The following is a 26,135-nucleotide window of genomic DNA, read 5'->3' as shown; positions in this document are numbered from 1 at the left end:
GAAAAGGATTTCAATGTTTTTCCCTACTCTAATGTAAATATGGTATTTTTAGTGCGGGAAGGAGAGTCCTGTAACGAAAATACACCATGAAGTTTTATGTCCCTGAAAAAAGTGAATTAGAAAATAATTATTCCTTCGTTAAGAAATACTATTTTTAGAATATGAATGGAGGAATATGAAATGAAAATGCCCTTAACTTCTTTTACTAGTGGAATTGGGGTAGAGGTAGTGCCTGATCTCTATTGTTTTCCTGTCCAAATTGTTAATATCTGTCTGATCGGTGACCCAAGTAACCACGACTTTGTCCTTGTAGATGCGGGTATGCCAGATTCTCATGATATGATCATCGAAGAGGTTGAGAGAAGATTTGGACCTAATGCAAAACCCAAAGCTATTGTCCTCACTCATGGTCATTTTGATCATATAGGAGCACTTGAGGAGTTATTAAAGAAATGGGATGTACCCGTCTATGCTCACCATTTAGAAGAACCTTTTTTAACTGGACAGGAAAATTATCCACCGCCTAACACGGGAGCGGAGGGATTAGTGGCAAAGCTATCCCCGCTCTTTCCACGAAAAAGCATTAACATTAGTAAACAGCTTCACGTACTTCCTAAGGACAACTCGATACCAGTTCTACCTGAATGGAAAGTGGTCCATACACCTGGTCATACGCCTGGCCATATCTCTTTATATCGCGAGCGTGATGAAGCTTTAATTGCAGGTGATGCCTTTGTTACGGTTGAACAGGAATCTCTATATGAGGTTCTGACCCAGAAGCAAGAAATCCATGGACCACCAGCTTACTTCACAATGGACTGGCAGGCTGCATCCCAAAGTGTTAAAACGCTTGCGAAGCTAAAGCCAAAAACGGCAATTACAGGTCATGGGTTACCAATGACAGGGAATACTCTTGTTGAACAACTTAGCACTCTAGCCGAAAATTTTGATGAAACTGAAATACCAGCGAATAAAAAATAAAGAAAACGAGACCTCGTGAAGGTCTCGTTTTCTTTATTTTTTGTAATTCTTCCAGTCTAAGCTACTTTCATTCAGTAGCTCTTCAAAGGATTTATTCTTTTCGCGAAGGCGAGCCTCTTCCTTTTTCCTAGCAAGCGCTTCCTCTTTTGCTCGTTGTTCATTTTCCTGAAGCATTTTTTGCTTATCCTTAAGCTGTTGAAATAAATCAGAATTCAGACGCTCTTTTAGAAGTAGTTTGTCATCATCCTGTTTCATATGCTTTGTTTGTTGTTTTTTCTTTGCCATATCTTTCACCCTTTCAGACGAATTATATTATAGCAAAGAATAGTAGAGATGTAATCCTAATAGGCATTCAATCGAACCTCTTGATCGATTAGCAAGGTAGGTTCCGTCATGGCTTGAATATCCTCGATTGTATAACCTTCTGCCACCTCCACTAATCGTAAGCCTTCTTCCGTTACATCAATGACTGCTCGGTCTGTGATAATACGATTAACCACTGCTTTACCTGTCAAAGGTAGAGAGCAGTTTTTCAGGATTTTTGGTGCTCCATCTCGGTTCACATGCTCCATGATGACGATGGTCTTTTGAGCGCCATGAACCAAGTCCATCGCTCCTCCCATTCCTTTGATCATCTTACCAGGAATCATCCAATTGGCGAGATCTCCAGTCTCAGATACTTCCATTCCACCAAGTATCGCAATATCAATATGTCCTCCACGAATCATCGCAAATGATTCAGCACTATTGAAGTAAGCAGCTCCGGGTATAGCCGTCACCGTTTCTTTCCCAGCATTGATTAAATCCGGATCGACTTGCTCTTCAGTTGGGTATGGTCCAATTCCGAGTAGCCCATTTTCCGATTGCAATACAACCTGTTTATTTGCCGAAATAAAGTTAGCTACAAGAGTAGGCATTCCGATTCCAAGGTTTACATAATAACCAGTTTGAATCTCCTGCTCAGCACGCTTGGCAATTAATTCACGTGTATGTAGTTGGTTTTGAGCCATTCTATAAAACCTCCTCTCCTATTTTACCGTTAGCCGCTCAATTCGTTTTTGCTGGTTCCCTACCACAAGGCTTTGCACATATATACTAGGCGTATCAACTTGGTCTGGCGCGAGTTCACCAATTTCGAATAGTTCTTCCACCTCTGCAATGGTAACTCTGCCAGCAGCAGCCATAATTGGGTTAAAGTTTTGGGCTGTTTTGTTATATCGCAAATTCCCCATTCTATCTGCTTTCCAAGCTCTCACGAGACTAAAATCAGCTAGTAAGGCTTCTTCAAGTACATATTCCTTCCCATTAAATACACGGATTTCTTTTCCCTCTGCAATCGGGGTTCCTACTCCTGCTGGGGTATAAAAAGCCGGTATTCCAGCACCACCTGCACGGATTTTCTCAGCCAATGTCCCTTGAGGAACAAGCTCCACCTCTATTTCTCCTGAGAGAACCTGACGTTCAAATTCTTTATTTTCTCCTACGTAGGAGCCAATCATTTTCTTAATTTGCTTGTTTCTTAAAAGCAATCCAAGTCCCCAATCATCTACACCACAATTATTTGAGATTACCGTTAAATCCAACACATTCGTTTCAACAAGTGCCAATATTAAATTTTCGGGAATTCCAACTAATCCAAATCCGCCAACCATAAGGGTTGAACCGTCTTTTATATCCTTCACTGCTTCTGTAAAGGAAGAATGGACCTTTTTCATTTGATTCACCTCTTTCATTTCATCCGATCAAAATTGTCCTTTAGATTACTAATTTTCAACCACTGTTGCTACACCCTGACCTCCACCAATACAAAGAGTGGCTAGCCCAGTTTTCACGTTACGCTTCTTCATTTCATGGATAAGCGTAACTAACACTCTTGTTCCACTTGCCCCGATAGGATGTCCAAGGGCAATCGCTCCACCGTTCACGTTAAGAATACTTGGATCAAATTGAAGCTCTCTATGTACCGCAATAGACTGAGCGGCAAAAGCTTCATTCGCTTCGATTAACTGAATATCCTCAAGCCCAAGCTGTGCTTTTTCCAACACTCGCTTAACTGCAGGTACAGGACCTAATCCCATTGTAGATGGGTCAACGCCAGCTGAGGCATTTCCTTTTATTGTTACTAGTGGGGTAATACCAAGCTCTAAGGCTTTTTCCTTGCTCATTACTACGACAGCAGCTGCTCCATCATTGATGCCAGATGCATTTCCTGCCGTAACAGAACCGTCCTTTTTAAAGGCAGGTCTTAGTCCTGCTAGTTTTTCCTGTGTTGAGCTTGGTTTTGGATATTCATCTGTATCAATCGTAATGGTGCCTTTTCTAGTTTTAATTTCAACAGATACCAATTCATCATTAAATCTACCTTCCTGTAAAGCTATAGCCGCCTTTTGCTGACTTCTTGCTGAAAATTCGTCCTGTTCTTCTCTTGTAATCTCGTATTTGTCACATAGATTTTCAGCGGTAACTCCCATATGATAATCGTTAAAGGCACACCATAATCCATCCTGAATCATACTATCCTTTAATGTTTGATTCCCCATTTTAAAGCCATCCCTTGCTCCTTCGAGTAAATAGGGAGCTTGACTCATGTTCTCCATCCCACCTGCGACCACGACATCGGCATCTCCTGCCAAAATAGCTTGGGTGGCAAGATGGACTGCCTTTAGGCCAGATCCACAAACTTTGTTAATCGTCATCGACGAAGTTTCGATTGGTAAACCAGCCTCCATTGCTGCTTGTCGTGCAGGATTTTGACCTAATCCTGCTTGTAACACATTCCCCATAATGACTTCATCCACTTGATTCCCAGCAATTCCTGCTCGGTTTAGCGCTTCTTTTATGACAATTGCTCCCAATGTTGTCGCTTTGACCGGGGCCAATCCCCCATTAAAGCTTCCAATTGGTGTTCGAACTGCACTAACTATGACAACCTCTTTATTATTCATTCCTATTCCTCCTATGTACTCATCCCTTTAACTTAAAGGAAGCGTTTACAATATTGCTCATAAACGCTTTTCTATAGATAATACTTCTTCAAAATTAACTAAATTCCTTTATTTCATCTTTTTTTCTATAACTCTTGTTATTGTTTTTCCTAAACGAATAGAATAGAGACAGATAGATAGCTTGGAGGTGTTTAGATTGTACTTACCTAAAGAAGTTACCATGATTGAAGTAGGGCCAAGGGATGGTCTCCAAAATGATGCTAGTATCGTTCCTACTTCTATAAAAATTGAATTTATTAAAGCATTAAAGGGTGCCGGTATTAAGGAAATGGAACTTACATCGTTTGTTTCTCCTAAGTGGGTGCCGCAGATGAGCGATGCTTCTGAGATTGTTCGGGCAATCACTGATTCAGCTCGAAATATCGTCCTGACACCTAATCGAAAAGGTGTTGATCGTGCGCTAGAAGAAAATTGCCAATCGGTTGCGTTTTTTGTTGGGGTAAGCAATAGTTTTAATCTTAAAAACATTAATAAAACAACTGCTGAAAGCTTAGCAGAGCTACAACCAATCATCAGTGACTTAAAAGAGCAAGACAAATTTGTTCGAGCATGCATTTCGACTTCATTTTATTGTCCATATGAAGGAAAAGTGAAGATACAAGATGTCATCTCTTTATGCTCCTCTTTTGTTGAAGCTGGTGTCGATGAATTGAGTGTGGCAGATACGATAGGAATGGCATCTCCAAATGAAAGCTACGAGCTGTTTTCAGCTTTAAAGGAACACTTTCCAGACGTCCTTCTTACCGCACATTTTCATGATACAAGAGGAATGGCGTTAGCTAATGTGTTTGCTTCCCTTCAAGCTGGAATAAACCGATTTGATTCGTCCGCTGGTGGACTTGGGGGCTGTCCTTTTGCAAAAGGTGCTACAGGAAACGTATCTACTGAGGACGTTGTATTTATGCTACATCAGATGGGGATTCAAACCGGAATTGACATTCGAGGAATTAAGGCTGCTGTAAAGCTCATCCAGCCTCATATATCGAGATCCATTGAGAGTAAATTCTTCAATCTTCCAGAAGAATAGTGGATCAAGATGTTAGCCCCTGCAATACATAATTCACTTACTTTTGGCTACTTTAAGTAATAGTAAAGCAAAGGGGGTGAATGTATGGCAAAGTCTAAACAAAATGGTCAAAAAGGGAAGCCTTCAAATGAGGCGATTGGCACCAAAAATGTAATGGCTGCCGAAGAAATGGAAAAGGCTATTCATCCTACTGGCAGACAAAATACGCCACAATAAACTTCTTGATGACGAGCACATCCTTTGGTGTGCTTTTTCTAATGTAAATTGGTACACTAAATAAGAAAAAATCATCGGTTCGTAGGGGGAAGACATGAAGAAGTTTTTTACGTTATTCTTATTATTGCTCACCTATATGGTATCCATAGGTTTATTTTTCAGCAATCGAATTATGTACATAAAGAAAAAAGAAGAAAACTATATTCTAGACCGGGAAATTAGAGAAAAGCGTTTCATTTTATCTGAATACGAGGATACAGAAAAAGAAGATATTAGCATTCCTTCGCCTTATGGCTATGACATAAAAGGAACCTTTATCCCCAGTAAGGCTGAGACAGATCAGTATTTAATCATTTGCCATGGCGTGACGATGAATCGAATAAATTCTATCAAATATATGTATTTATTTCACCACCGTAACTTTCATGTTATTATGTATGATCACCGTAGACACGGTGAGTCAGGTGGTAAAACAACTAGCTATGGTCATTATGAAAAATATGATTTACAGGCCGTTGTGAACTGGACAAAGGAGACCTTTGGAGACGATATTACTCTTGGGATTCACGGGGAATCAATGGGAGCAGTTACAACCTTACTGTATGCGGGAATGCTGGAGGATGGGGCTGATTTTTATATAGCAGATTGTCCTTTTTCTGATTTTGAAGAGCAGTTAACCTACCTGTTACGGAAGGATTTTAAGTTACCAAAACAAGCGGTCCTTCCATTTGGAAATGCCTTCTTGAAATTACGTGATCAATACACAACAAGAGATGTCTCACCCATTTCATGTATAGAAAACATCAAGAGTCCTGTACTTTTTATTCATAGTAGGGATGATGATTATATCCTCCCTAGCATGTCAAAGCAGTTATATGATAAGAAAATCGGTCCTAAGAAGCTAGTGATTACCCCAAAAGGATCTCATGCTTATTCCTACGGTGATAACCCGGAGCTTTATGAACAAGTCGTTGATGACTTTTTAGCTGATTTTATGAAGATTAGGAGCTAGTTAGATAATAGCGTACTTTGTCTTATTTACCTCTAAACTCAATGAGGCTGGATAGAAATATACCAGCGATAAACCCGAACTAGTTAGGTGATATTTTGATGTATCCTTCACCTCTCGTTTGGGTTTTTATTTGTTACTTTCAATTGATGATCATCGGTGAATATCCGTTCTTAACATAATTTATAAATTATACGATTCCATTTCAACTCTCTTTCCACCAACTAGGTAATTAAACCAATTGTCTTGTACTTATCAGTAACAGAACCGTGACAATTGCATATTTTATGAGCAGGAATTCAGGAAGAGGTGATATTCTATGTCTGCGATTTCCGGACAGGAGTATATAAAGCGGATTGATCGCTTAAAGTCTAATGTATGGGTAAACGGTGAAAAGGTGACAGGTAATATTTCAGATCATCCTTCATTTAAAGGGATTATTAAAAGTCAGGCCCGACTTTATGATGTACAGCTCCATCCGAATCACAGGAAAAAGATGACTTATCCTTCTCCACTAACAGGTCATACTGTCGGTGCCTCCTATTTAATACCTAAATCTAAGGAAGATTTAGAATTTAGAAGAACGATGATTAAAGAATGGGCTAAACAATCTGCAGGGTTAATGGGAAGATCTCCGGATTATATGAATACTGCACTAATGGCATTTGCAGCTGGGAAAGAACGGTTTGGGGACTATGATACACTTTGGGAACAAAACGTTTGGAACTTTTATGAGCTGGCAAGGGAGCAGGACCTCTCGTTCACACATACGTTTGTGAATCCACAAGTAAATCGCTCGTCGTTTTATTTTTCGGAATTTGAGGATGACATTATTGCTGCACAGGTCGTGGATCAGAATGAAGACGGCATTGTCATAAAGGGAGCAAGGCTTCTTGCTACCCAAGGTGGGATGACCGATGAGATGATGGTCTTTCCCTCAGGTGGTGGGTTGACAAGTGATTCACTCGCCTATGCTTTTTCAATTCCAAGCAATGCCAAGGGTCTAAAGTTTATTTGTCGTGAGCCCTATTCATATCGTGATTCCTCCTATGACCATCCTTTAGCATCAAGATTTGATGAGATTGACTCGATTGTCGTGTTTGATCATGTTACAGTTCCTTGGAATCGCGTGTTCTTTCATAACAGCAAGGAAATGGCACAGACACTGTATACAGATACGAGTTTCTTCCCGCTCATTCTCCATCAAGTCATTACAAGAAGATATGCCAAATTAGAGTTCTTACTAGGGCTTGCTCTTTTACTAGTTGAAACCATTCAAATCCAGGAATACGAGCATGTTCAAGGGAAAATCAGTGAAATCATTATTAGCCTTGAAACCATTAAATCATTGCTGGAATCCTCTGAATTACACAGTGGTCCAGATAAATTTGGCACCTGGGTACCAGCTTTAGATCCTCTATACGTTGCAGCAACCACTTTCCCAACTATTTATCCTCGAATTACAGACATTATTCAGTTATTAGGAGCTAGTGGTTTAGCTTCCCTACCCACTGAGGATGATTTTGCTTCAGAGATCCGACCTGATTTAGATCTCTATCTCCAATCGGCAACATTACCTGCCAAGGAGCGTGTCCAATTATACCGCCTTGCCTGGGATTATTGTATGAGTGCGTTTGGATCGAGACAAACCTTATATGAACGATTCTTCTTTGGAGATCCGATTAGACTTCAAGGGAATTTGTTCAAACGCTATGAACGCGAGCCCTATACGAATCTTGTTAAAGAATTTTTGAGTAAAGAAGATATGTAGACTAGCACCCATTTCTCCTTCTAATGTGTATTTGTCCATACCATTTATAGATTCGCTCATATAGTAATAGTGTAATACCAATTAAGTATTACTAATAAAACAAAAGAAGGAGCGTGTTACAATGGGTTACGGATTTGGTTATGGTGGTGGCTATGGTTACGGTGCTGGAGTAGCTGGTGCTGGTTATGGTGGCTACGGTGCAGGTGCAGGTACAGGTTTTGCGTTAATCGTAGTATTGTTTATTCTTTTAATTATCGTTGGCGCTGCTTACGTTAACTAATTTAAGTTTTAAGTAAAGTAGTAACCGTCATGATGTTTGTCTCCTTTATTGACCAGCTTCCCGCCTGAAGCTGGTCTTTTTTTATTCCATAGTGTGAACCCTCTTAGGTATGAGCATATAATCCTAATTTTCTTTATAAAAACGTACAATTTTTATCTACTTCATGAATATAGATGATGATGAGACAACACCTTAGAGAGGACGTCATTCATTGAGTAGAAAAAATGGTATCTACATCCTATTGTCCTGTTTATTTATAACAGGCTGCCAGTCTAGTCCTAGTGTTTTAAACGAAATAAAAATGGCCAATCATTCCTATTCAGAAGTTAATCCAACTAGCAAATCTCCTTTAAAAGCAGAATGGGTTCCATTTGTTGATGTTGCAAATCAAGATTTATCTACACTTACATACGAATTAACTGGAGACCTTATTTTAGATCCTCTCCAAAGTTTTCCTGAGGTATATACCGAAGTAGAGGGTGTATTAACATTCCGAGGTAATCATACTCGTACAGCTCCTTCCTATGGGAACATTCCCGCCCGTCCGACAACTATTGAAAAAGCATGGGAGTTTCAAACTAGTGCTAGTCCAAACTGGGGTGGTGGAGCAGGATGGACAGGACAACCTTCAATTATAAAATGGGAAGATGAAATCAAACAAATAATGAACATTAAAGATGAATTCAAACAGAAGGAGAATTTTGTTGAGGTCATTTATGGTTCCTTAGATGGTCACATATACTTTTTCGATCTTGAAACAGGTGTAGAAAGCCGGGAGCCAATTAATATTAACAATCCTATTAAAGGAAGTGTTTCTATTGATTCGAGAGGATTCCCTCTTTTATATGTGGGGCAAGGGATTCCGGAAACAGGTCAGCAAAAAATCGGTTACCGAATCTATAGCTTACTAGACCATTCTCTCTTGCATTTTATTAAAGGTGCAGATGGTTACTCCTTTCGTGCCTGGGGAGCATTTGACGGGGCACCCTTAATCAATCGAGACACCGACACGATGGTCCTAGGGGGAGAAAATGGTTTATTTTATACAGTGAAGCTAAACACAAGCTTTGATCAGGAAGCTCAACATATTTCGATTCACCCTGAAACCATGAAATATCGTTATAAAATTAAAGGAAATCACTATCAAGGCATTGAAAATTCCGTGGCAGCTTATAAAAATTTAGTTTACTTTTCTGATAATGGTGGGAGCATACAAGCCATTGATTTACGGAGCATGCAACCAGTTTGGGCACTAGGACCAACAGATGATACTGATGCTTCACTTGTAGTAGAAGAAATGGATGAAATTCCTGTTCTTTATACAGGCACTCAGGTTGATAAACAAGGAACAACGGGAAACAGTATACTGAGAAAGCTTAACGGTTTAACCGGTGAGCTCCTATGGCAAAAAAATATACCTGCACTCAGTCAACTAGGTGATCATCCCGTTAATGGAGGACTATTAGCAACTCCTGTTATCGGTGAGCATGAGATTTCTGATTTAGTCATTTATACAATTGCTCGTTACAAGACAATGGCTGGTGGTCTTATGATTGCACTTGATAAACAGACCGGTGAGGAGATATGGAGCTGGGAAATGCCGAACTATGCTTGGTCATCACCTGTTCCTGTCTATACTGAAGAAGGTGAAGCATTTATGATCCAGTGCGACTCAATCGGAAATATATCTGTACTCAATGGAACTACCGGAGAAATAATCGCTAACTATCCTTTTAACTCAAACATGGAGGCTTCGCCTGCAATCTATCAAAATATGATGGTCGTGGCAAATAGAGGTGGACAAATAGGAGCATTCTATATTAAATAATATTAATAATGGCTATTTTTATAGAAAAATTAATTATACTAGGTCCGATGATTTCCGCTGCAGGCACTCGCTTTCCGCGGGGCGGGCGGTGAGCCTCCTCGGCTTCGCCTGCGGGGTCTCACCAAGGACAAAGCGAATTCCTTTGTCCATATGTCCCGCTACTCCCACAGGAGTCGAGTGCCTTACGCTCCAATCATCTCAGTGCTTTAACAAAGCTTAGCAACAGTCTTTACGAAAACAGCCTTAATAATTAAAACCATGGCGGATACCATGGTTTTTTATATAAATAGATGGTTCTATATTATAATTTTTGTTCTACCCTTGACTCTTTTGACTCTTGATTTTGTTTGTTCGCATACTCTGTGTTCGTCTCTGCTAATCCAATAAATATAGCAACTGCGACAAATCCAATTAATAGTTTTCCAATTCTTTCTCTCATCCACTCACCTCCTACCATGATTCTAATCTATCGAGTCATCTATTTTCAAATATTAACCATTTTAAATAATAGATTTCCTACTTTTTTCCTAATCATGATAAATACTCTTATGGCTCAGGTAAGCTTAAATGGAGTGTTTAGTTATATATAAAACTCCCCTTTTGCAACTGGAATCACTTTTCCTCCCACTTTAATATTGATGTCTTCACCATCCTTGTGTGCTTGTAAATAAAGATGTCCGAGCCTGCCTATTTCACGACCTTGCTCCACTCGTATATCAAACTCATCAGCATCAAAATACCTATGCTTAATTAAATAACCTGCTAGACAGCCATTTGCACTTCCTGTTGCAGGCTCCTCTGAAACCCCATAATAGTCACCAAAGTTTCTCACATTTAAATGATTCTTCGGATTATAAGTTTCAGGACAAAATACATGAATTAATTTCGCGTCTAACTTGTTGACCAGCTTAAAATACTTCTCTCGATTAATGAGACACTTTTCTAAGCTTTTTAAATTTTTTACAGGTACTACTAGAGTTGGTAAACCTGTTGAAACCTCTTGAATCGGGAACCGGGGATCAAGATCATCCATTTCAATATTTAATACTTCAAGAATTTCATGAGGATCGATGGTTTCCAAAAAGACTGGGTTTAGCTGGTTCATCCATAGCAACTCTGTCTTAGTATTCTTGTCATTTATCGTTACTGGGATTTCTCCTGCTTTTAAGTGTAAATTGATTACATCAACATGTTGCTTAATGACGTGATGTCTAATCACAAAAGCCGTTCCTAAAGAAGGGTGTCCCGCAAATGGAACCTCTTCAACCGGTGTAAAAATCCTGACATTAAAACCAAGCTCGTCCTGTGACAAAACAAATGATACTTCTGCAAAATTCATCTCTTTTGCCATACAAAGCATTTCCTCGTCCGTTAATTCGCTCGCATGGAGGAAGACTGCTAGTTGATTTCCTTCAAATTTATTTTCTGCAAATACATCAACAATGTAATATGGAATGGTTTTCATGTTAGTCGCTCCCTTGCTTTCTACTAATTAAATTTTAGCTATTTGTCTTCCTTATGTCTAATTCTCACTTGGCATGCATGAGATTGACGATTCGATTCCTCCATATAAAAACCCTAGCCTAGGCTAGGGTTTTAGCGTTCATTCCTTATATTCTCCTTCACCATTGACCTACAACAAAAAATAATTCCAGTGATAAAGCAGCTAATAACTACTGTTATTGAAAAGAATTCAAAGGCTATGATTGTCGATAGAAAGGTCCATAACAACCATAAGAAGGATCCTTTAATTCTCAGCATTTACTTTCTCAACCTTCCAGTAATAATTACTTACTACTACTGTTAAAGTGTCTACTGTATTTTTTAGTTCCAACATATTATTGTCAACTCCTCCCAACTAATCACAAGTGTCCGTTTGGAGATCCCTTTTTAACAATATATAATTTCATCCTTTAAATAAGAACATTTTATCGCTTTAAAGCAGTGGGGGCCAGGCCCCCACTGCTTTAAAGCGCTGCATAAGTTTTTCAAAAAAACACAACCTACTATATAGATATGGACACTTTTTAGTTCATTTAGAGAGGAGTGATTACAACAGTATGCTGAGAAGATTGTTGACCATTATGTTAGCTATTTCTCTTGCGACTTCTTTAGTTGCTTGTGATGATGCACCTGGTGAGGATGAGATTGGAGATGGAGAAATTAACGATGAAGAATAATTAGGAACTGTTTATTTTTGAATATTAACCATAAATAAAAACCGACTCTCGTTTAGGTAAGAACAGCTGCCTACCCAGGAGACGGTTTTTCCTTTATTATACGGGTGAACCTGGAGGATAATAATAGGGAGGCACTTTAATCCAACCTCGTTTCCTTGCTAGCTGTTTTAAGGTTGCACCAAATGTAGACCATTCTAGGTAGAACTCTAACCAAATCTTCCCTACATCATTTCGAATAGAATCAGCTTGGCCTTTCGAGCATAGTGTTAGACCCATTACTAGTTTAGCCATAATCCCGTTTGCAATTTCATCATCTGTTAGCTTTACTCCTAGGGGAATACTCTTTGACTCCGATTTAGGCTTTGCTGATGTTACATCAGGTAACGAGATGCCCTCCTCCCTCATAAATGTGCTTAATCTCTTTACCTGTGACTCACATAATCGAAGGGCATCGTTCACCATTTCAATCAGTTCATCATCTGTAGTGGTGTTTAATGCCACTTCCTCATAACGAATATATTCTTCAAGTGTCGTTACATATTTCCAGCAGTCTCCTACCTCAATAACATGTAGAGGTGATTTCGGTTCATTCGTCGTATCGATGGCTGTTCTTAGTGTAGTTAATACTGCTTCAAATGGATTTGTCATTTCTAACCTCCTTGACGTTAATTTCTTCAAAAGACTAGGAGATATGTATGGAAATTTAAATCATATCCACTACATTTTGCCCTTATCAAGGAGTTCCTATCTGCTTTTTACATTCCTAATTTTAACAACGATCGGTCGATTTCCTGATCCAGCTTTTCAATTAGTGCAATTTCCTTTTGTCGATCCATTTTTGAATAATGATGCTGATCACCTGGTTTTTTATCTTTTTCATCGGCTAAATGGACTATTTTTTGCAAGGAGTTAAATTTGAATTGTCCCTCTGGAAGTGCTGAGTCGGTGTGATATAGAATGGCGTGGGCAATTTCCTTTGCGGCCTGGCGATCCTCACCTAAGCGAACTAATAGCTTATGCGCTCGCTCAGCTCCCTTAATCGGATGGATGTCACAATCACGGTATTGCTGGTAATCCCACTCCCCGTCCTTATACCATTTATAATGGCCAATATCATGTAGAAATCCTGCTTTAGCCGCCCAGTCGGGATTTGCATTGTATTGTAAAGCAAGGCGGAATGAATGATAAGCTACTGATATCGCATGCGCCATGCCAGACCTTCTGACATACTTTTGTGTAATCGGATGAAGATAAATATCTTTTAATGTAACCTCTCTCATTCTGATTCCTCCTTTTTAGTTAAATTATCGATATGTTATCATTTTTACCATTGTAAAGCAATTTACTTCTTCTAAAATCAGTAAAAATGATGAAAACACCCAATAGTTATTGAGTGTTCCTTAAATCAACCTATTACTTCCACTATTGAATGAAATGGAATTTGAATGACTGTCCCTTCCTTTGAAACAACCCGTAGCCTTTGGTTCATTTCATCGACATAATGAATGGTGCCTCTCACTGTTTTATGGTGTACCTGATCAAAGTACGTAATGGAGAGCTCTGCACCATGAGCCATTGCTTCGCAAATTACTTCATTCATTTGCTCTAATTTTTGCTCGTCTAGCTCAGGCTTCGTTTCATACTCATCCTCTTTTGCCCAGTCTCGTAAAAGCTTTACATGCTCTGGAAGCATCATCGCCGTCCACTTGATGTTCCCACGATCTCGAATCATCGTTATCCGCTCCTTTATCCTTTATGCCCTCCAACAAGCTTACTTCTATGCCTAGCTGTTCCTGCGTCTGTGTAGGAAACGGCTCGTAAAATAGAAGCAGAACCATATTTCGCACGAATCGCATCCATCGTATAGCCTAATGCTCGCTGCTTTGGCTTGTTACTCGAAAATAAGCTCAATTGCAGTTCGTTATCCTCGACAATATTGGAGAGCGTAACGGAGATCTTCCGTACGGTTCTTCCTTGATAGTGCTCCTTAAATAGCTCGAGACAGACATTGTAAAGGTCTAGTGTAATATTAGTCGGTTCATCTATACTTCTAGAACGATGAAAGCCACCACCAAATTCATCCTTACTATAACCAATCCCCAGGCTAACTGTTCTACCAGCCTTCCCATGCTGACGAGCCCTTCTTCCTACCTCTTCACAGATTTCTAAAATGACGTGCTTTACTTCGTTTGGATCTGGGTAATCACGGAGCAATATTTGACTCTTACCAAAGCTGACTTGACCCTCCATAATCGGAGCACCAATATCTGATAGATCCACCCCGTGTGCATGATAATAAAGCTGATTTCCCATAACACCGAACTTTTTCTCTAGTCGGTCAAGTGGATAGTTAGCAAGCTGTCCAATTGAGAAAATCCCCATTCGATTTAATGTTCGTTCTACCCGGCTCCCAATTCCCCACATTTTACTTAGTGGAGAAAGTGGCCATAGCTTTGTTTGAACATCCTCAAAGGTCCATTCAGCAATCCCTTTGTTCTTTGCATCCAAATCTAAGCACAACTTTGACAATAGCATGTTAGGTCCTATTCCAATTGCACAAGGAAGGCCAAACTCTGTTTGAATATCACGTCGGATTTTTTGAGCGATTGTAATCGCATCTCCCCAAAGCTTCTCCACCCCGTCAACCTTTAGAAAGCTTTCGTCAATACTATAGGTATGGATTGCCTCCTTTGGAACATAGCGATGAAAGAGCTTCGTAATCTCTGTCGAAATCCTTACATATGTAGCCATTTTAGGATTGACCACTTGAATGCGTGGATCCTTAGGTATTTCAAAAAGCCTTGAGCCCGTCTTAATTCCAAATTCTGCCTTCATCTTAGGAGATGCAGCTAAAACAATACTCCCCTGACGTTCAGTATCTCCCACAACAGCTAAATAGCATGTTAGTGGATCCAGCCCCAGCATCACCGCAGAACAGCTAGCATAGAAGCTTTTCATATCAACACAAAGAATTCGCTCATACGGAAATTGACTGTAATCCATTACTACTCCTCCACGAAAAAAAGAATATACGTTCGTATTTTTATTATATTCCATATTTTAAGCGAATATACGTTCGTTTTCAAATGGTAATTTCAGGAGCCATCATCTTTTGACATTGAAAAAGCAGAGAGGACATAGTATAACTGGATTGAATATAGCAGGAGGCTGTCCATATGGAAAAACCATTGATTGAAAAGATGATTCGAAACTGCTTATATCAGTATCAGCATACAGACGAGTCAATTCCTTTATCTGAAAATGACTATAGTTATTTATACGAGCGAGTTTTAACTATTTATAAGAGCAGTAAAGGTGACCTACATGAGATCATCGAGGATGTTGTGTATGGATATTTGACAAATAATGAAGAATGACAAAAGCCAGGAGACAAAATCCTGGCTCTTTAGATGATCTCTCGTTTTTCTATCTGCCCAACTCGAGGACGAGTGGCATAAAACCATTGATAACAAAAAATGAAAATCAATATACTATCAATAAAAGCACCTCCATAATACATGAGCATCCCTCCAGCTTCAGCTTCAGCCAAAGGAACCCCAATTGGAGGGTGGGCGTATATATATTTGGCTAAGATGCTATGACTAGCAAGTGCCACTACGAATATGACCGCACGGTAGAGGAACTTAGTCTGATGATGGTTTGGGTCCATAGAGACCAATGACATCGTAAATAGAAGCCCTGCAAGGGAAACATGTATGTGAATGAACACATACATGAGCATGCTTTCGTGCATTTTTTCATATAGGTTCGTTGTATACAGAAGCCAAAGACCCCCTATATTAAGAATGGATGCAACGAAAGGATCTGTAATGAAACGAATTGGTTGGGTTTTCAGAAAACCAGAAAGACGACGTGCTCCTTTCACAGGTAGCACCCGAAACAGAAAGGTCATAGGGGTAGATAGTACAAGCATGAGAGGAGCCCACATTCCGAGTAGTAAATGCGTAAGCATATGATAAGTAAAGTTGGTATGAGCAATACTGGCTAACGGTCCAATGACTGACACGGCGATACTAAGAATACCTATTACTCCAAATACGGAACGATAAACGGGCCACCGTTTAAAGCTAGACGCGACAAAGAGATAGGTAAAAATAAGGACAAGGAATAAACTTAACCAAACCAGATCTAAAAGGTAGCTTTCATGATGATGACTATGCATTTACTAGGTCCTCGCTGTCTTCTTGGATTGAACTACTAAGATGATTCCAGCTATAATCATGACAATGGCAACAGCATTCCAAATCAAATCATAGATGAACACATTTTCAACATAGCGAATTTGATGAATTCTCATCAGTTTATGTTGAATCGTTCCATCATATAGCTGAAACCCACCGGCCCCAAGCAATAAACCACCCGACCACCGCTTTAGTAAAAAAGCAGATCGTCGCCTGAGATCTGCAACCATAAACAAGCCACCAATGGTTGCGAACCAGCTAAAAGCATGAAAAAATCCATCTGAAACTAATCCTATGTCAGATGTAGATTTGTCATAAAAGTGATGCCAATGTAGAAGCTGGTGAAACACGGTTTCGTCTATAAATGCTGCTAGTCCAAGACCAAATAAAACTCCCGACCACAAATTCCGAGACAAGAAGTTCGAATGAGATTGACTAATTACCTCACTCCCCATAGTTTCCACGTCCTTTTATTTAGTAACACACTCTAGATTCTAAAATCCAGTGTATCCAAGAACAGAAAAGGATAACCAAGGGGGTAGAAAAACGGACAAAAAAAGAAAAAGACCGATCGACCTTTTTCCTTGTAAAAAAAATAAAATGCTCCTAACAGGTTCAAATTACTCAACAACCTGAAAATCCTGATTCACTTTCACCATAATAGGATCTTCCTCACCCATCAGTACTGAAAATGTAATATGGTACATGTTCTCTTTTTCCTCAACGGACTTTACCCACCATGTTTCGTTTGAATCTAGAGTGTCGTTTGCGACAAGAATGGCCTTGGCAATTGTTTGTGCTTGTTCCGTTGTGTTAACGACCATTTTAGCAGCTGTCGCTTGCGTCGGAAACGATTCTTGGACTACACCAGTATGCCAAACTGTCACCTCTGCACCAATTGTAAGATCGGTCTTTGAAAGTGTTTCACCATCAGAAGAAACAATCGTCGTTTCTTCGGTTATCGTATACACCGCAGCATTAGGCTGCGAGCCATCTGTTTTTTCTGTCACTAAAATGATGTCACCAGTTACAGTCATCACATAACCCGTAATATCCTTAACTTCATTAGTTGTATCACTGGAGCTATTCTGCGCACAGCTTACGATAAACATGAATAACCCAATCATAACCCCTATAAATGTTCTTTTTATCATATCAAGTCACCTCAATAAATAAGTCGAACAGGGCACCAAAACGTTACACTAATTAACGGATTTATTCTTCTTAGTTTGAGCCCAAATAATCAGTATTACTAAAAGCATAAAAGCACCAAAGACGATGGTAGATAAGTGTGTATCCAACCACTGATTCACTTCACGCCTTACCTGATGGGAAACTGGTTCAGGGATAGGTTCCACACGATCCTTTACGTAAGCGAGATGTTCAATTGTATCCCCACCCAGGACAGGCTCAAAACCATCCTTTCCTGTTTCGAGCCAAATCTCAATTACATCACCGACTACAACATCAACCCGGTTACCACCAGCATACTGGTTAGCCTGCCAAGCTGGAATATAAGTATAGAAAACATCGACGGTTTCGATTTCATAAGGAGCCTTGATAATCTGGTGAACTTGCAAAGTCATTCTTCTAATCTGAGAATATTTCTGGTCAACAGTCAAGTCACGATCCAACTCATCTTCCACAACCTTACCAATCAATTGAACAGGGGCATTCCTTTTCATTTCTTCTACCTCTATTGGATCGGCAGCAGCCCAAGCAGTAGAGGATATGAAAAGAACCAAATAAATACTCATCATCACGATTCGTCCTACAATTTGCATTCAGTCCCCCCACTTTATCAAGTACTAAAAAACGCACGGAATTACTCGTGCGTAAAGGAATTACCTTATTAACTACTTCTTAAAAAATGCTTTTCCGCCTACCTTTTCCACTATTTCTGGAAATACTTGCGAAAATTTACTAGCTGCACTCATCCAGCCAGGTACATTCACTTCTCGAGTAGAAGTGTACATGGCGTCGATTATTTTCTCAGCCACAACATCCGGGTCCAGCATAAAGCGTTCCACGTTCTTTTGATAGCCACCTGTTTTATCAGCAATATCAAAGAACTTCGTACGGATTGGTCCTGGATTGACAGCCGTCACAAACACATTCGACTCCTTCAATTCCATTCGAAGGCTATTGGTAAAGCCTAAAACAGCATGCTTAGTTGCCGAGTAAACACTGGACTTCGGTGTCGCAAGTTTCCCCGCTTGAGAGGCAACATTAATGATATGACCTTCCTTATTACGAAGCATAGACGGGAGCACTGCTTTCGTACAAGCAATTAAACCAAAGACATTCACTTCAAACATATCCTTCATTTCTTGTAAATTAATATCAACTACTTCATCAAATATGCCAAAGCCTGCATTATTGACTAATATATGAACGGTTTCTCTATCTTCTAACATGCTTTGGAAGGTTTGATTCACTTTCTCGAGATCTTGAACATCGAGTTGATAAAACGGACATGAAAGTAAATACTTCTGTTCAATTGATTGTGAAATACTTTGTAGTTTTTCCACATTTCGAGCAAGAAGAATAGGAGTACCACCATATTCTGCTACCTTATAGGCCAATCTCTCCCCAATTCCACTTGAAGCCCCGGTGATTACTACATTTTTACCGTTCAATTTCATTGATTACTCCACCTTTTCATAAAGCTGTGTTACCGTAGTGTTGATTTTCGTTACAGGACACTCGCTTTCCGCGGGGCGTGCGGTGAGCCTCCTCGGCATGCGCCTGCGGGGTCTCACCTGTCACGCTGCTCCCGCAGGAGTCTCGCGTCCTTCCACTACAATCAACTCTGCTAAAATCAACATTTTACTTTAACAAAGCTTTGCATAAAAAACTTGACTAACCTAAGTAAAGTCCTGGATGCAACTAATAGCCTTGTGTCCTTGAGTGATGTTAATATAAGACTGTTTTTTCATATAATCGCTGCATAAACTTATATATAAAACAGCCATTGTCCGTTTTCGGTTTTTCGTTTAATGTGACCTTCTTCTATTAGGTAGTCAAGCTGACCAATGGTTTCAGACAAGGTTAGGACAATTTCCTTTTTATAAATTTGTGGGAACAGCTGCTGACAAACCTGTATGGCCGTTAATGGCTTCTCTTTTACCATCTCTAAAACTATTTCGGCGCGCTTTTCCTGTTTATGTAGTCGTTCTATGACAAGCGTTGATACATTAGTAACCACTTCTCCGTGACCTGGATATACAGTACGAACATGTAAATCAGAAATCCGCCTCAAAGATTTATTATATTGCAATAAGGTTTTCGGTCGTTCCTCGCCCTCCATTGGAGGTTCAATTAACGGATTTGAGGAAATGTGACCGAGTAATAAATCACCACCGAGTAAAACCTGACTTTCTTCATGAAAAAGTGCAATATGACTTTGGGCATGTCCCGGGGTTTCGATAACGGTCCACCCGGGTAGTCCCGGTATTGAATCTCCCTCATTAATTTGATGAGAAAGAGAACGGTTACAACTATAAGCCAATGTCTCCCTTAACTTATTCACTTTTGGCAAAAACATTTCACTTAAACCGAGCTTTACAAGTAAATCATAAAAAAACAGATCATGACGCTCAAAAAACACTGAATCCTTAGAAATCCAAGGTTGATTAAAACGATGTCCATAAACTGGTATATGTTCAGGAAAATAGTCTAGCATTCCTACATGATCAGGATGATGATGGGTGATAACAATCTGTTCTATATCATTAGGAGTAAACCCCAGCTTTCCTAACTCTTTAGTAAAGTGGTTCCACGCTTCCATTGTCTTAACCCCTGCATCAACTAGCGTAAGCTTTTCAGATTTAACAAGATGTACATTCACGTCACCCACAGGAAAAGGGGTGGGTAGCGATATACAATAAATCTCACAGGGGTTCACTAGGACCTCTTGCATATGTAATCCCTCCAGCTATCTTCTAAAAATGACTCTCTAACTATAAGGATAACGTTTAAACATTCTTTTGTCATTATTTTCAAATAATTATTCAGAAATTAGATGGGAATTGAACGAATTACCCAAACATTATAGGCTAGTAACTTTCCGATTCTTAGGAAGAATTAAAAATCCACTTATAAAGTAAAGAAACGAACTGCTATAAAAAATGAGATCAATGGTAAAGTAGTCAGCTAGAAATCCTGCAGAAATAATCGCAATGGAAGAAAACAGGGCCGTCCAAAAGTGATAATGACCCATTTTGCCCCCTCGGTTTCCTGAGTCTGTATAGGTAGCAAGCAACATTTTTTCACCGTGCTTTTGGCAGGCTCCTAAAACGCCTAAAAAAACCTGGATCGTAAATACCTGAATTACACTTGTTACATGCGGAAAAGTGAGCAAGATGAAAGCCATTCCCCAGCTATTGATTAACAATAAATAACGATTTTCCATAAACCCCGATACTTTTCCTAATAGGAGATAGACAAATGCCGAGCTTAATCCAAAAAGTCCATATGATAATCCGAAAGCAGTAAAAGAAGTCCCTACGTTTTTTAGAAAGAGAATATAAAAAGGAAAAATTAAGCTACTTGCAAAGAAGGTAATGCTTTGAGAGAACACTAACAGTCTTAGTCTCTTTTCATTCATTTATTTATACTCCTCATAAAAATAGTTATAAAACCGTTCATCAGGATCATACAATTTCTTCTTTATAAAAAATTCATCCGTATGGGGATAAGCGGTTTTCATTTGCTCCTTTGTCGGATAAGGCATATAAGGAAGGTAGTAGCTGCCATCATGCTTTAAGGTCACATCGATCATTTTGCGAACAACATGCTTGGTAGCTTCTTGATCTTCCATCGATAATCCCTGATTAATTAGTAAAACAAGAGCGAACATATCATCCTTCGCATAGGATAATACGGCCGTTTCATCCTCTTGTACATATCGAATCGTTATATTGACTAAGTTGAAATCCTCGTGAGTAAGGGTCTTTCGTAACTCATCCATATAATCAGCAAACTGATCAATCGGAACAAAATATTCTTGAAGAACATCTGTATCTGATTCATTTTCATATTCTAAAAACTTTGACTCCGATCTCATGACATTATTACGCGTGACTAAGCTGCCATTTGTTTGTAAAAAATAAGCTTTTTGCATATCCCAAAGCATCGTCTTGCCCCAATCATAGCTTCTAGAAAGACCTAGCAAAAACTTAGTTAACCATGTCATTCGGTCATTTTTCAATTCACTATGCTTCGCTAATCCTTCACTTGATTGGTCCTCAGCTAACACATAATTAGTGACATACATTTCCTTCAAGAAATGCTCAGGAGAAGTGGAAATACGCGATAAATGCATTCTGACTTGGTCATTTTCAAGTACTTCCTTTTTAAAATAGTCGGTGAACTCATCGTAATGTAGTTCTTTGGTTTCTGTTGTATAAAGTTCATCCTCTGTTAATTCAAGCTCCACATCTAGGATCACTCCAAACAGTCCATAACCTCCATTGACCAGATAAAATAACTCAGAATTTTCTTCCCGACTTACATGGATAATTTCCCCGTTCGCTTGTAAAAGACGAAAAGAGCGAACCGTATCTATTAAAGAACCATATCGGATATCTCTTCCATGAGCATTAACACTTATAGAGCCTCCGACTGTGAAAATATTTTGAGATTGCATGACTTTTACGGCTAGTCCATACGGATTGATATGTTTTTGAATATCATCCCAGGTTGCACCACTTTGAACGGTAATCGTTTTCGCTTCAGGATCGAATTCAAGAATTTTGTTGTACGTCGTCATATCTAGGACAATCCCATCATTATAATACGTATGGCCACCCATACTATGGCGTTTTCCCGCAATCGATACCTTCATATCTCGATTGTTAGCGTCCTTGATTACTTGTTTTATAGATTCTTCTTCCTTTCCATTTACAACCTGATTGACCTTTACTGGCATAAGACCGCTTACATCCTCGATCAACGATGGCGAAGAAGTCTCGTTTTCTGGTTTTATAATGGAAAAGCAAAATGCAACAATATACCCCATTACAATTAGACAGACCAATAGTCTCTTCATTCGTGACTCCCCAGACAAAATTTATTCTTTATTTGGATTATACAATTTTTACTAATTTATTGATATGATACAGGAAGAATATCATTCTTTAAACCTGCTAATCTTTACAGGATAGGATTAAAATATAAGAAGGTGCCTTATGAGAAAAGTCGGTTACATTCATTACGCGTGGATTATTTTAGCACTGTCGTTTCTTGCTTTATTATCTGCACAAGGAGTTCGACTGTCGTTTGGAGCATTTATACAACCATGGGAAGGGGAATTTGCTACAAGTCGAGGAACCATTTCCCTTATTGCACTCATTAGTTATCTAGTTTATGGCTTCTCTCAGCCATTTATTGGAGGACTCATTGATCGATATGGTGTTCGGATTATTTTCTCATTTAGTGTGTTATTAATAGGGATATCAACCATAGCTACCTTTTTCACCTCAAGTCCATGGCAGCTCATGCTGATCTATGGAGTGATTGCCTCGATAGGATTTGGCGGGGCATCTAATGTAGCTGGTTCGGTAGCTATAACCAACTGGTTTGTTGAGAAGAAAGGGTTTGCGATTGGACTTATGACAGCCGGTTCAGCAGGTGGACAGCTATTACTAGTTCCACTTTCCTTATTACTTATTACTCAGCTTGGATGGAAGTCAACGGTACTCGTTCTTGGAGCCTTCTTAACCTTTATTGTTTTTCCATTATTGTATATTTTCTTAAGAACTCATCCTTCTGAAAAGGACACTTCTCCTTTAGGCGGAACGGTAGAAGAAAGAATAGAGGAACCTACCAAATCAACTACTTCTGGAAAACAGGTATCCATTTTTATGTTACTAAAGAAAAAACAATTTCTGTTTCTACTATTTCCCTTTTTCGTTTGTGGGGTCACCACTAGTGGATTAATTGATACACATCTAATCCCATTTGCACAATATTGCGGGATTACACCCGTCGTTGCAGGAGCTGCTGTGAGCTTATTGGCAGGATTTAATATATTTGGAACGATATACTCTGGTTATTTATCTGATCGATTTAACTGTAAAAACATGCTCACCTTTTTATATGGATGCCGTGCCCTTACGATCGTTATTCTGTTACTTATTATTTATAACACGACTGCATTTGGTTTTTTCTTAAATAAGTCTTACCTATTACTTTTATTTGCCATTAGTTTTGGAATCGTCGATTTTGCAACAGTTGCTCCGACTATTAAACTTGCAACTGAATATTTTAAAAATCTATCAGTAGGTGCGATTGTAGGCTGGCTATTCTTAAGCCATCAAATTGGATCGGCACTCGGTGCTTATTTACCTGGTGTTTTCTTTGACCTAACAGGTGGCTATAGTAGCACCTTTATCTACTCTATTATTTTACTAGTAGCTGCTGCCTACTGTAGCTACATGTTACCAAGTATTTATTCGACAAATCATACCAAAACAAACAATCAATCTATACAATAGTACGGAGGAAGAATAATATGGCTATAAAGAATGAGCACATCGTATTTGAAAAAGCCTATAATTTTAGAGATATAGGTGGATTAAAGACTAAGGAGAACCGCCGGATAAAGCGTGGTCTCATCTACCGTTCTGATGAGCTATCTAAGCTCACTATAAAGGATTTAGAACAACTTCATAAGTTAGGGATTCAATATATTTGTGATCTCCGGACTGACAATGAAAGAAAGTCAAAGCCAGACCGACTTCCTACAAAGTCAACCATTACAACAGAACCTATTTCCATTCATGATCAGTCACAGAATTATACTCACCTTGAATTTATGAAAATGCTGATTAAATCAAAGGAGTTAGATTTCCATAAAATCATGAAGGACTTTTATCATGGAATGGCTACCGAACGCCATGCTGAGATTAAACGAGTATTCGAGCAGTTGTCCTCTTCAGAAAATAGCCCTGCCTTGATTCATTGTACCGGTGGCAAGGATCGAACTGGCTTTATAACAGCTCTCATTCAACTTGTAGTCGGTGTCGAATATGAACAAGTGATCGAACACTATCTTTACTCCAATGAGCTAATAGGACCAAGAATGGATAAGGTAGCACAATTCATTCAATTGCTTAGTTTTTTCAGGGTGACAAAAGAACAAATTAAGCCTATATTAATCGTGGAACGAGACTACTTAGATGATATTTTCCAGCCCATCTTTACTCAATATGGTACAGTTGAGAATTACCTAATAAAAGGATGCGGGATTGAAAAAGGAACACTTAATCAACTAAGAAAGCTTGTTCTTGATTAATAATAAAAGTCTCTTTTCGAAAAGATTATTGTCATTTGACTTTGTTAAAGCATAGAGTTGATTGTAGCGAAAGGCACTCGACTCCTGCGGGAGATAGAGGGAAGCGTGAGACCCCGCAGGCGAAGGCGAGGAGGCTCACGTCCCTCCCCGCGGAAAGCGAGTGGCTGTAGCGTAAATCAATGGACCAAATATAGATTCAATTTTTTTTATATTCCAAGACTTCCTTATTAATTCACTGGTTATTCTCTTTACTTAAATGTTCTCGATCAATTGCCTGCGGTGGACGTTCAAACCAGCCATGTTTAATCATTAAATTAGCACCATCTTCTGCATACATGGCGATTTCCTTCAGGATGCTTATGTATTTGGCGGATAAATCTCTTCTCATACTTAAAGCCAGAGACCCCCCTACGTTTCCAAGGCCAATGGAATTTAATGTATTTACATGAAAAAGCATTAATTTATCAGAAAAAGGAGCGATCGTCGATTCATTCACTTCCGTATCCCAAGTCATTGGGGATGGCAATGTACTTTCTTCTAAAAGGATACGAAGGGTTTCCATGATCGAACGAGCTAGCTCAATTCCTCTTTCAAAGTAACTCTTAATCTCTTTAGATTCAACTGTTTGAGTGAAACCTAGCAATAAGGATTTACCATATGCATTATTCGTATAATTCAAATAGATATGGGCAATTTCAGTTGCTAATAGTGTTCTTCTTTCACCAAACCATCCTTTTAAAAAACTGCCCTTTTCTACAAAATTCGGCTCATTTGGTGTAGCGATATAAGGTGGCCTAATAAATACCCCCTTGGAAAGCATTACTTCCTTAGCAAAGTCCTCTACGGAAGTGGCTTCATCTATATAATGACGATATAGTTCTCGGATATCTTTTCTAGCAGCCATTGAATAGGCCACCCCATCAGCAGCTAATCCTGCTTTCCCTAAATTTCGGATAAAATAAAGCATATACGTATCAGAATAAAGTCTCGGTGCTTGAAGGTTCACATCAGCCTCTGAAAAGCCAATCGGGACTGGATAGTTTTCCTTTTTAAAAAGATCTGTCAGAGTGACTAGATGTTCTTTTGATTTCTCTAGAGCGAAGCTAATCACTTTTTTTATCTCCAAATCCTCAACGATTTCATTAAAATAAGTAAGGACAGGTATGGTAGCACTTTCAGCCATATAGGAGGACCACAGCACTCCTAATTCGGCAGAAGTTAATTTTATACTATGTTCCTTCATTTCTTTATTTTGCATCAACAGATTACCCCCAAAACATATCATGAGAGTATCCTTCCCTACTTTGTTTGGGAATATTTGTAATACAGTAAAATGA

At 39.1% G+C, this 26,135-nt stretch carries 29 protein-coding genes; 10 read left to right on the top strand and 19 right to left on the bottom strand.

Annotated features, from left to right (window positions below; genetic code table 11):
- Positions 1–180: 180 nt before the first annotated feature.
- The gene (locus M1D60_RS06905; RefSeq protein WP_456278429.1) at positions 181–981 is read left to right on the top strand and encodes an MBL fold metallo-hydrolase; all 801 of its coding nucleotides are present in this window, start codon (positions 181–183) and stop codon (positions 979–981) included.
- 33 nt (positions 982–1,014) lie between these two features.
- Here M1D60_RS06905 and M1D60_RS06900 read toward each other — a convergent pair whose 3' ends face one another.
- Genes M1D60_RS06900 through M1D60_RS06885 form a run of 4 tightly spaced genes read right to left on the bottom strand, consistent with a single transcriptional unit; the run spans position 1,015 to position 3,926 of the window.
- Entirely contained in the window at positions 1,015–1,266 is a 252-nt protein-coding gene (locus tag M1D60_RS06900; protein ID WP_456278428.1) for a YqkE family protein, read from the bottom strand.
- Between the two features lie 56 nt (positions 1,267–1,322).
- Complete coding sequence (locus M1D60_RS06895) at positions 1,323–1,991, bottom strand: CoA transferase subunit B (RefSeq protein ID WP_456278427.1); 669 nt, start codon at positions 1,989–1,991, stop codon at positions 1,323–1,325.
- Between the two features lie 18 nt (positions 1,992–2,009).
- Complete coding sequence (locus M1D60_RS06890; protein ID WP_456278426.1) at positions 2,010–2,696, bottom strand: CoA transferase subunit A; 687 nt, start codon at positions 2,694–2,696, stop codon at positions 2,010–2,012.
- A gap of 48 nt (positions 2,697–2,744) precedes the next feature.
- Positions 2,745–3,926, bottom strand: coding sequence for an acetyl-CoA C-acetyltransferase (locus M1D60_RS06885; RefSeq protein ID WP_456278425.1), 1,182 nt, complete (start codon positions 3,924–3,926; stop codon positions 2,745–2,747).
- A gap of 196 nt (positions 3,927–4,122) precedes the next feature.
- On the opposite strand from M1D60_RS06885, the gene M1D60_RS06880 reads away from it, so the two are divergent.
- The 6 genes from M1D60_RS06880 (at position 4,123) to M1D60_RS06855 (ending at position 10,117) form a co-directional block, all read left to right on the top strand.
- The gene (locus M1D60_RS06880; protein WP_456278424.1) at positions 4,123–5,013 is read left to right on the top strand and encodes a hydroxymethylglutaryl-CoA lyase; all 891 of its coding nucleotides are present in this window, start codon (positions 4,123–4,125) and stop codon (positions 5,011–5,013) included.
- Between the two features lie 84 nt (positions 5,014–5,097).
- Positions 5,098–5,229 (top strand): hypothetical protein, encoded by a 132-nt coding sequence (locus M1D60_RS06875; protein ID WP_275580258.1) that lies wholly within the window; start codon positions 5,098–5,100, stop codon positions 5,227–5,229.
- 94 nt (positions 5,230–5,323) lie between these two features.
- Entirely contained in the window at positions 5,324–6,241 is a 918-nt protein-coding gene (locus M1D60_RS06870; protein ID WP_456278423.1) for an alpha/beta hydrolase, read from the top strand.
- Positions 6,242–6,557: 316 nt separating this feature from the next.
- Positions 6,558–8,009 carry a 4-hydroxyphenylacetate 3-monooxygenase, oxygenase component gene (gene hpaB / locus M1D60_RS06865; protein ID WP_456278422.1) on the top strand — a complete coding sequence of 484 codons (1,452 nt, stop codon included), beginning with the start codon at positions 6,558–6,560 and terminating at the stop codon, positions 8,007–8,009.
- A gap of 121 nt (positions 8,010–8,130) precedes the next feature.
- Entirely contained in the window at positions 8,131–8,289 is a 159-nt protein-coding gene (locus M1D60_RS06860; RefSeq protein WP_456278421.1) for a YjcZ family sporulation protein, read from the top strand.
- A gap of 211 nt (positions 8,290–8,500) precedes the next feature.
- Complete coding sequence (locus M1D60_RS06855; RefSeq protein ID WP_456278420.1) at positions 8,501–10,117, top strand: outer membrane protein assembly factor BamB family protein; 1,617 nt, start codon at positions 8,501–8,503, stop codon at positions 10,115–10,117.
- A 301-nt stretch (positions 10,118–10,418) separates the two neighbouring features.
- On the opposite strand, the gene M1D60_RS06850 is transcribed toward M1D60_RS06855, so the two are convergent.
- The 6 genes from M1D60_RS06850 to M1D60_RS06825 all read right to left on the bottom strand — a co-directional run bounded on the left by M1D60_RS06850 (position 10,419) and on the right by M1D60_RS06825 (position 15,300).
- Entirely contained in the window at positions 10,419–10,556 is a 138-nt protein-coding gene (locus tag M1D60_RS06850; protein ID WP_456278419.1) for a hypothetical protein, read from the bottom strand.
- 141 nt (positions 10,557–10,697) lie between these two features.
- The gene (locus tag M1D60_RS06845) at positions 10,698–11,582 is read right to left on the bottom strand and encodes a PhzF family phenazine biosynthesis protein (RefSeq protein ID WP_456278418.1); all 885 of its coding nucleotides are present in this window, start codon (positions 11,580–11,582) and stop codon (positions 10,698–10,700) included.
- 811 nt (positions 11,583–12,393) lie between these two features.
- Entirely contained in the window at positions 12,394–12,945 is a 552-nt protein-coding gene (locus M1D60_RS06840) for a DUF3231 family protein (protein WP_456278417.1), read from the bottom strand.
- Between the two features lie 107 nt (positions 12,946–13,052).
- On the bottom strand, positions 13,053–13,577 hold the full coding sequence (locus M1D60_RS06835) for an HD domain-containing protein (protein WP_456278416.1): 525 nt from the start codon (positions 13,575–13,577) through the stop codon (positions 13,053–13,055).
- Positions 13,578–13,702: 125 nt separating this feature from the next.
- Complete coding sequence (locus tag M1D60_RS06830) at positions 13,703–14,029, bottom strand: YolD-like family protein (RefSeq protein WP_456278415.1); 327 nt, start codon at positions 14,027–14,029, stop codon at positions 13,703–13,705.
- Between the two features lie 14 nt (positions 14,030–14,043).
- Positions 14,044–15,300 (bottom strand): DNA polymerase IV, encoded by a 1,257-nt coding sequence (locus M1D60_RS06825; RefSeq protein ID WP_456278414.1) that lies wholly within the window; start codon positions 15,298–15,300, stop codon positions 14,044–14,046.
- 173 nt (positions 15,301–15,473) lie between these two features.
- Between M1D60_RS06825 and M1D60_RS06820 the strand changes: the two genes are divergently transcribed.
- Complete coding sequence (locus tag M1D60_RS06820; RefSeq protein WP_456278413.1) at positions 15,474–15,674, top strand: YqzH family protein; 201 nt, start codon at positions 15,474–15,476, stop codon at positions 15,672–15,674.
- A gap of 29 nt (positions 15,675–15,703) precedes the next feature.
- On the opposite strand, the gene M1D60_RS06815 is transcribed toward M1D60_RS06820, so the two are convergent.
- The 8 genes from M1D60_RS06815 to M1D60_RS06780 form a co-directional block, all read right to left on the bottom strand.
- Positions 15,704–16,480 (bottom strand): cytochrome c oxidase assembly protein, encoded by a 777-nt coding sequence (locus tag M1D60_RS06815; RefSeq protein WP_456278412.1) that lies wholly within the window; start codon positions 16,478–16,480, stop codon positions 15,704–15,706.
- 3 nt (positions 16,481–16,483) lie between these two features.
- Positions 16,484–16,954 carry a DUF2243 domain-containing protein gene (locus tag M1D60_RS06810; RefSeq protein ID WP_456278411.1) on the bottom strand — a complete coding sequence of 157 codons (471 nt, stop codon included), beginning with the start codon at positions 16,952–16,954 and terminating at the stop codon, positions 16,484–16,486.
- A 165-nt stretch (positions 16,955–17,119) separates the two neighbouring features.
- A complete protein-coding gene (locus tag M1D60_RS06805; protein ID WP_456278410.1) occupies positions 17,120–17,653 on the bottom strand; it encodes a DUF3221 domain-containing protein in 534 nt (177 codons plus the stop codon).
- Positions 17,654–17,701: 48 nt separating this feature from the next.
- Positions 17,702–18,283: a hypothetical protein gene (locus M1D60_RS06800; RefSeq protein WP_456278409.1), complete on the bottom strand. Its 582-nt coding sequence runs from the start codon at positions 18,281–18,283 to the stop codon at positions 17,702–17,704.
- A 72-nt stretch (positions 18,284–18,355) separates the two neighbouring features.
- Positions 18,356–19,144, bottom strand: a complete 789-nt coding sequence (locus tag M1D60_RS06795; protein WP_456278408.1) for an SDR family NAD(P)-dependent oxidoreductase — start codon at positions 19,142–19,144, stop codon at positions 18,356–18,358.
- A 311-nt stretch (positions 19,145–19,455) separates the two neighbouring features.
- Entirely contained in the window at positions 19,456–20,421 is a 966-nt protein-coding gene (locus tag M1D60_RS06790) for an MBL fold metallo-hydrolase (RefSeq protein ID WP_456278407.1), read from the bottom strand.
- 129 nt (positions 20,422–20,550) lie between these two features.
- Positions 20,551–21,108, bottom strand: a complete 558-nt coding sequence (locus M1D60_RS06785) for an MFS transporter (protein WP_456278406.1) — start codon at positions 21,106–21,108, stop codon at positions 20,551–20,553.
- Positions 21,109–22,551 carry an FAD-binding oxidoreductase gene (locus M1D60_RS06780; protein WP_456278405.1) on the bottom strand — a complete coding sequence of 481 codons (1,443 nt, stop codon included), beginning with the start codon at positions 22,549–22,551 and terminating at the stop codon, positions 21,109–21,111.
- A gap of 139 nt (positions 22,552–22,690) precedes the next feature.
- On the opposite strand from M1D60_RS06780, the gene M1D60_RS06775 reads away from it, so the two are divergent.
- Complete coding sequence (locus tag M1D60_RS06775; RefSeq protein WP_456278404.1) at positions 22,691–23,998, top strand: MFS transporter; 1,308 nt, start codon at positions 22,691–22,693, stop codon at positions 23,996–23,998.
- Between the two features lie 17 nt (positions 23,999–24,015).
- Positions 24,016–24,798 (top strand): tyrosine-protein phosphatase, encoded by a 783-nt coding sequence (locus M1D60_RS06770; protein ID WP_456278403.1) that lies wholly within the window; start codon positions 24,016–24,018, stop codon positions 24,796–24,798.
- A 232-nt stretch (positions 24,799–25,030) separates the two neighbouring features.
- Here M1D60_RS06770 and M1D60_RS06765 read toward each other — a convergent pair whose 3' ends face one another.
- Complete coding sequence (locus M1D60_RS06765; protein WP_456279374.1) at positions 25,031–26,056, bottom strand: DUF3231 family protein; 1,026 nt, start codon at positions 26,054–26,056, stop codon at positions 25,031–25,033.
- Positions 26,057–26,135: the final 79 nt, after the last annotated feature.

This window comes from Bacillus sp. AK128, assembly GCF_053903075.1.
Note: the sequence above shows the minus strand (reverse complement) of the source record. Positions and strands in the feature narration are given on the sequence as shown.

Bases quoted from the DNA above. Each gene is read 5' to 3' on its own strand.
- M1D60_RS06775 (WP_456278404.1), top strand. From the start codon at position 22,691: ATGAGAAAAGTCGGTTACATTCATTACGCGTGGATTATTTTAGCACTG.
- M1D60_RS06840 (WP_456278417.1), bottom strand. From the start codon at position 12,945: ATGACAAATCCATTTGAAGCAGTATTAACTACACTAAGAACAGCCATC.
- M1D60_RS06825 (WP_456278414.1), bottom strand. From the start codon at position 15,300: ATGGATTACAGTCAATTTCCGTATGAGCGAATTCTTTGTGTTGATATG.
- M1D60_RS06795 (WP_456278408.1), bottom strand. From the start codon at position 19,144: ATGAAATTGAACGGTAAAAATGTAGTAATCACCGGGGCTTCAAGTGGA.
- M1D60_RS06785 (WP_456278406.1), bottom strand. From the start codon at position 21,108: ATGAATGAAAAGAGACTAAGACTGTTAGTGTTCTCTCAAAGCATTACC.
- M1D60_RS06820 (WP_456278413.1), top strand. From the start codon at position 15,474: ATGGAAAAACCATTGATTGAAAAGATGATTCGAAACTGCTTATATCAG.
- M1D60_RS06850 (WP_456278419.1), bottom strand. From the start codon at position 10,556: ATGAGAGAAAGAATTGGAAAACTATTAATTGGATTTGTCGCAGTTGCT.
- M1D60_RS06885 (WP_456278425.1), bottom strand. From the start codon at position 3,926: ATGAATAATAAAGAGGTTGTCATAGTTAGTGCAGTTCGAACACCAATT.
- M1D60_RS06765 (WP_456279374.1), bottom strand. From the start codon at position 26,056: ATGCAAAATAAAGAAATGAAGGAACATAGTATAAAATTAACTTCTGCC.
- M1D60_RS06895 (WP_456278427.1), bottom strand. From the start codon at position 1,991: ATGGCTCAAAACCAACTACATACACGTGAATTAATTGCCAAGCGTGCT.
- M1D60_RS06875 (WP_275580258.1), top strand. From the start codon at position 5,098: ATGGCAAAGTCTAAACAAAATGGTCAAAAAGGGAAGCCTTCAAATGAG.
- M1D60_RS06860 (WP_456278421.1), top strand. From the start codon at position 8,131: ATGGGTTACGGATTTGGTTATGGTGGTGGCTATGGTTACGGTGCTGGA.
- M1D60_RS06890 (WP_456278426.1), bottom strand. From the start codon at position 2,696: ATGAAAAAGGTCCATTCTTCCTTTACAGAAGCAGTGAAGGATATAAAA.
- M1D60_RS06830 (WP_456278415.1), bottom strand. From the start codon at position 14,029: ATGATTCGAGATCGTGGGAACATCAAGTGGACGGCGATGATGCTTCCA.
- M1D60_RS06900 (WP_456278428.1), bottom strand. From the start codon at position 1,266: ATGGCAAAGAAAAAACAACAAACAAAGCATATGAAACAGGATGATGAC.
- M1D60_RS06810 (WP_456278411.1), bottom strand. From the start codon at position 16,954: ATGGGGAGTGAGGTAATTAGTCAATCTCATTCGAACTTCTTGTCTCGG.
- M1D60_RS06845 (WP_456278418.1), bottom strand. From the start codon at position 11,582: ATGAAAACCATTCCATATTACATTGTTGATGTATTTGCAGAAAATAAA.
- M1D60_RS06780 (WP_456278405.1), bottom strand. From the start codon at position 22,551: ATGAAGAGACTATTGGTCTGTCTAATTGTAATGGGGTATATTGTTGCA.
- M1D60_RS06800 (WP_456278409.1), bottom strand. From the start codon at position 18,283: ATGCAAATTGTAGGACGAATCGTGATGATGAGTATTTATTTGGTTCTT.
- M1D60_RS06835 (WP_456278416.1), bottom strand. From the start codon at position 13,577: ATGAGAGAGGTTACATTAAAAGATATTTATCTTCATCCGATTACACAA.
- M1D60_RS06805 (WP_456278410.1), bottom strand. From the start codon at position 17,653: ATGATAAAAAGAACATTTATAGGGGTTATGATTGGGTTATTCATGTTT.
- M1D60_RS06815 (WP_456278412.1), bottom strand. From the start codon at position 16,480: ATGCATAGTCATCATCATGAAAGCTACCTTTTAGATCTGGTTTGGTTA.
- M1D60_RS06770 (WP_456278403.1), top strand. From the start codon at position 24,016: ATGGCTATAAAGAATGAGCACATCGTATTTGAAAAAGCCTATAATTTT.
- hpaB (WP_456278422.1), top strand. From the start codon at position 6,558: ATGTCTGCGATTTCCGGACAGGAGTATATAAAGCGGATTGATCGCTTA.
- M1D60_RS06905 (WP_456278429.1), top strand. From the start codon at position 181: ATGAAAATGCCCTTAACTTCTTTTACTAGTGGAATTGGGGTAGAGGTA.
- M1D60_RS06790 (WP_456278407.1), bottom strand. From the start codon at position 20,421: ATGCAAGAGGTCCTAGTGAACCCCTGTGAGATTTATTGTATATCGCTA.
- M1D60_RS06870 (WP_456278423.1), top strand. From the start codon at position 5,324: ATGAAGAAGTTTTTTACGTTATTCTTATTATTGCTCACCTATATGGTA.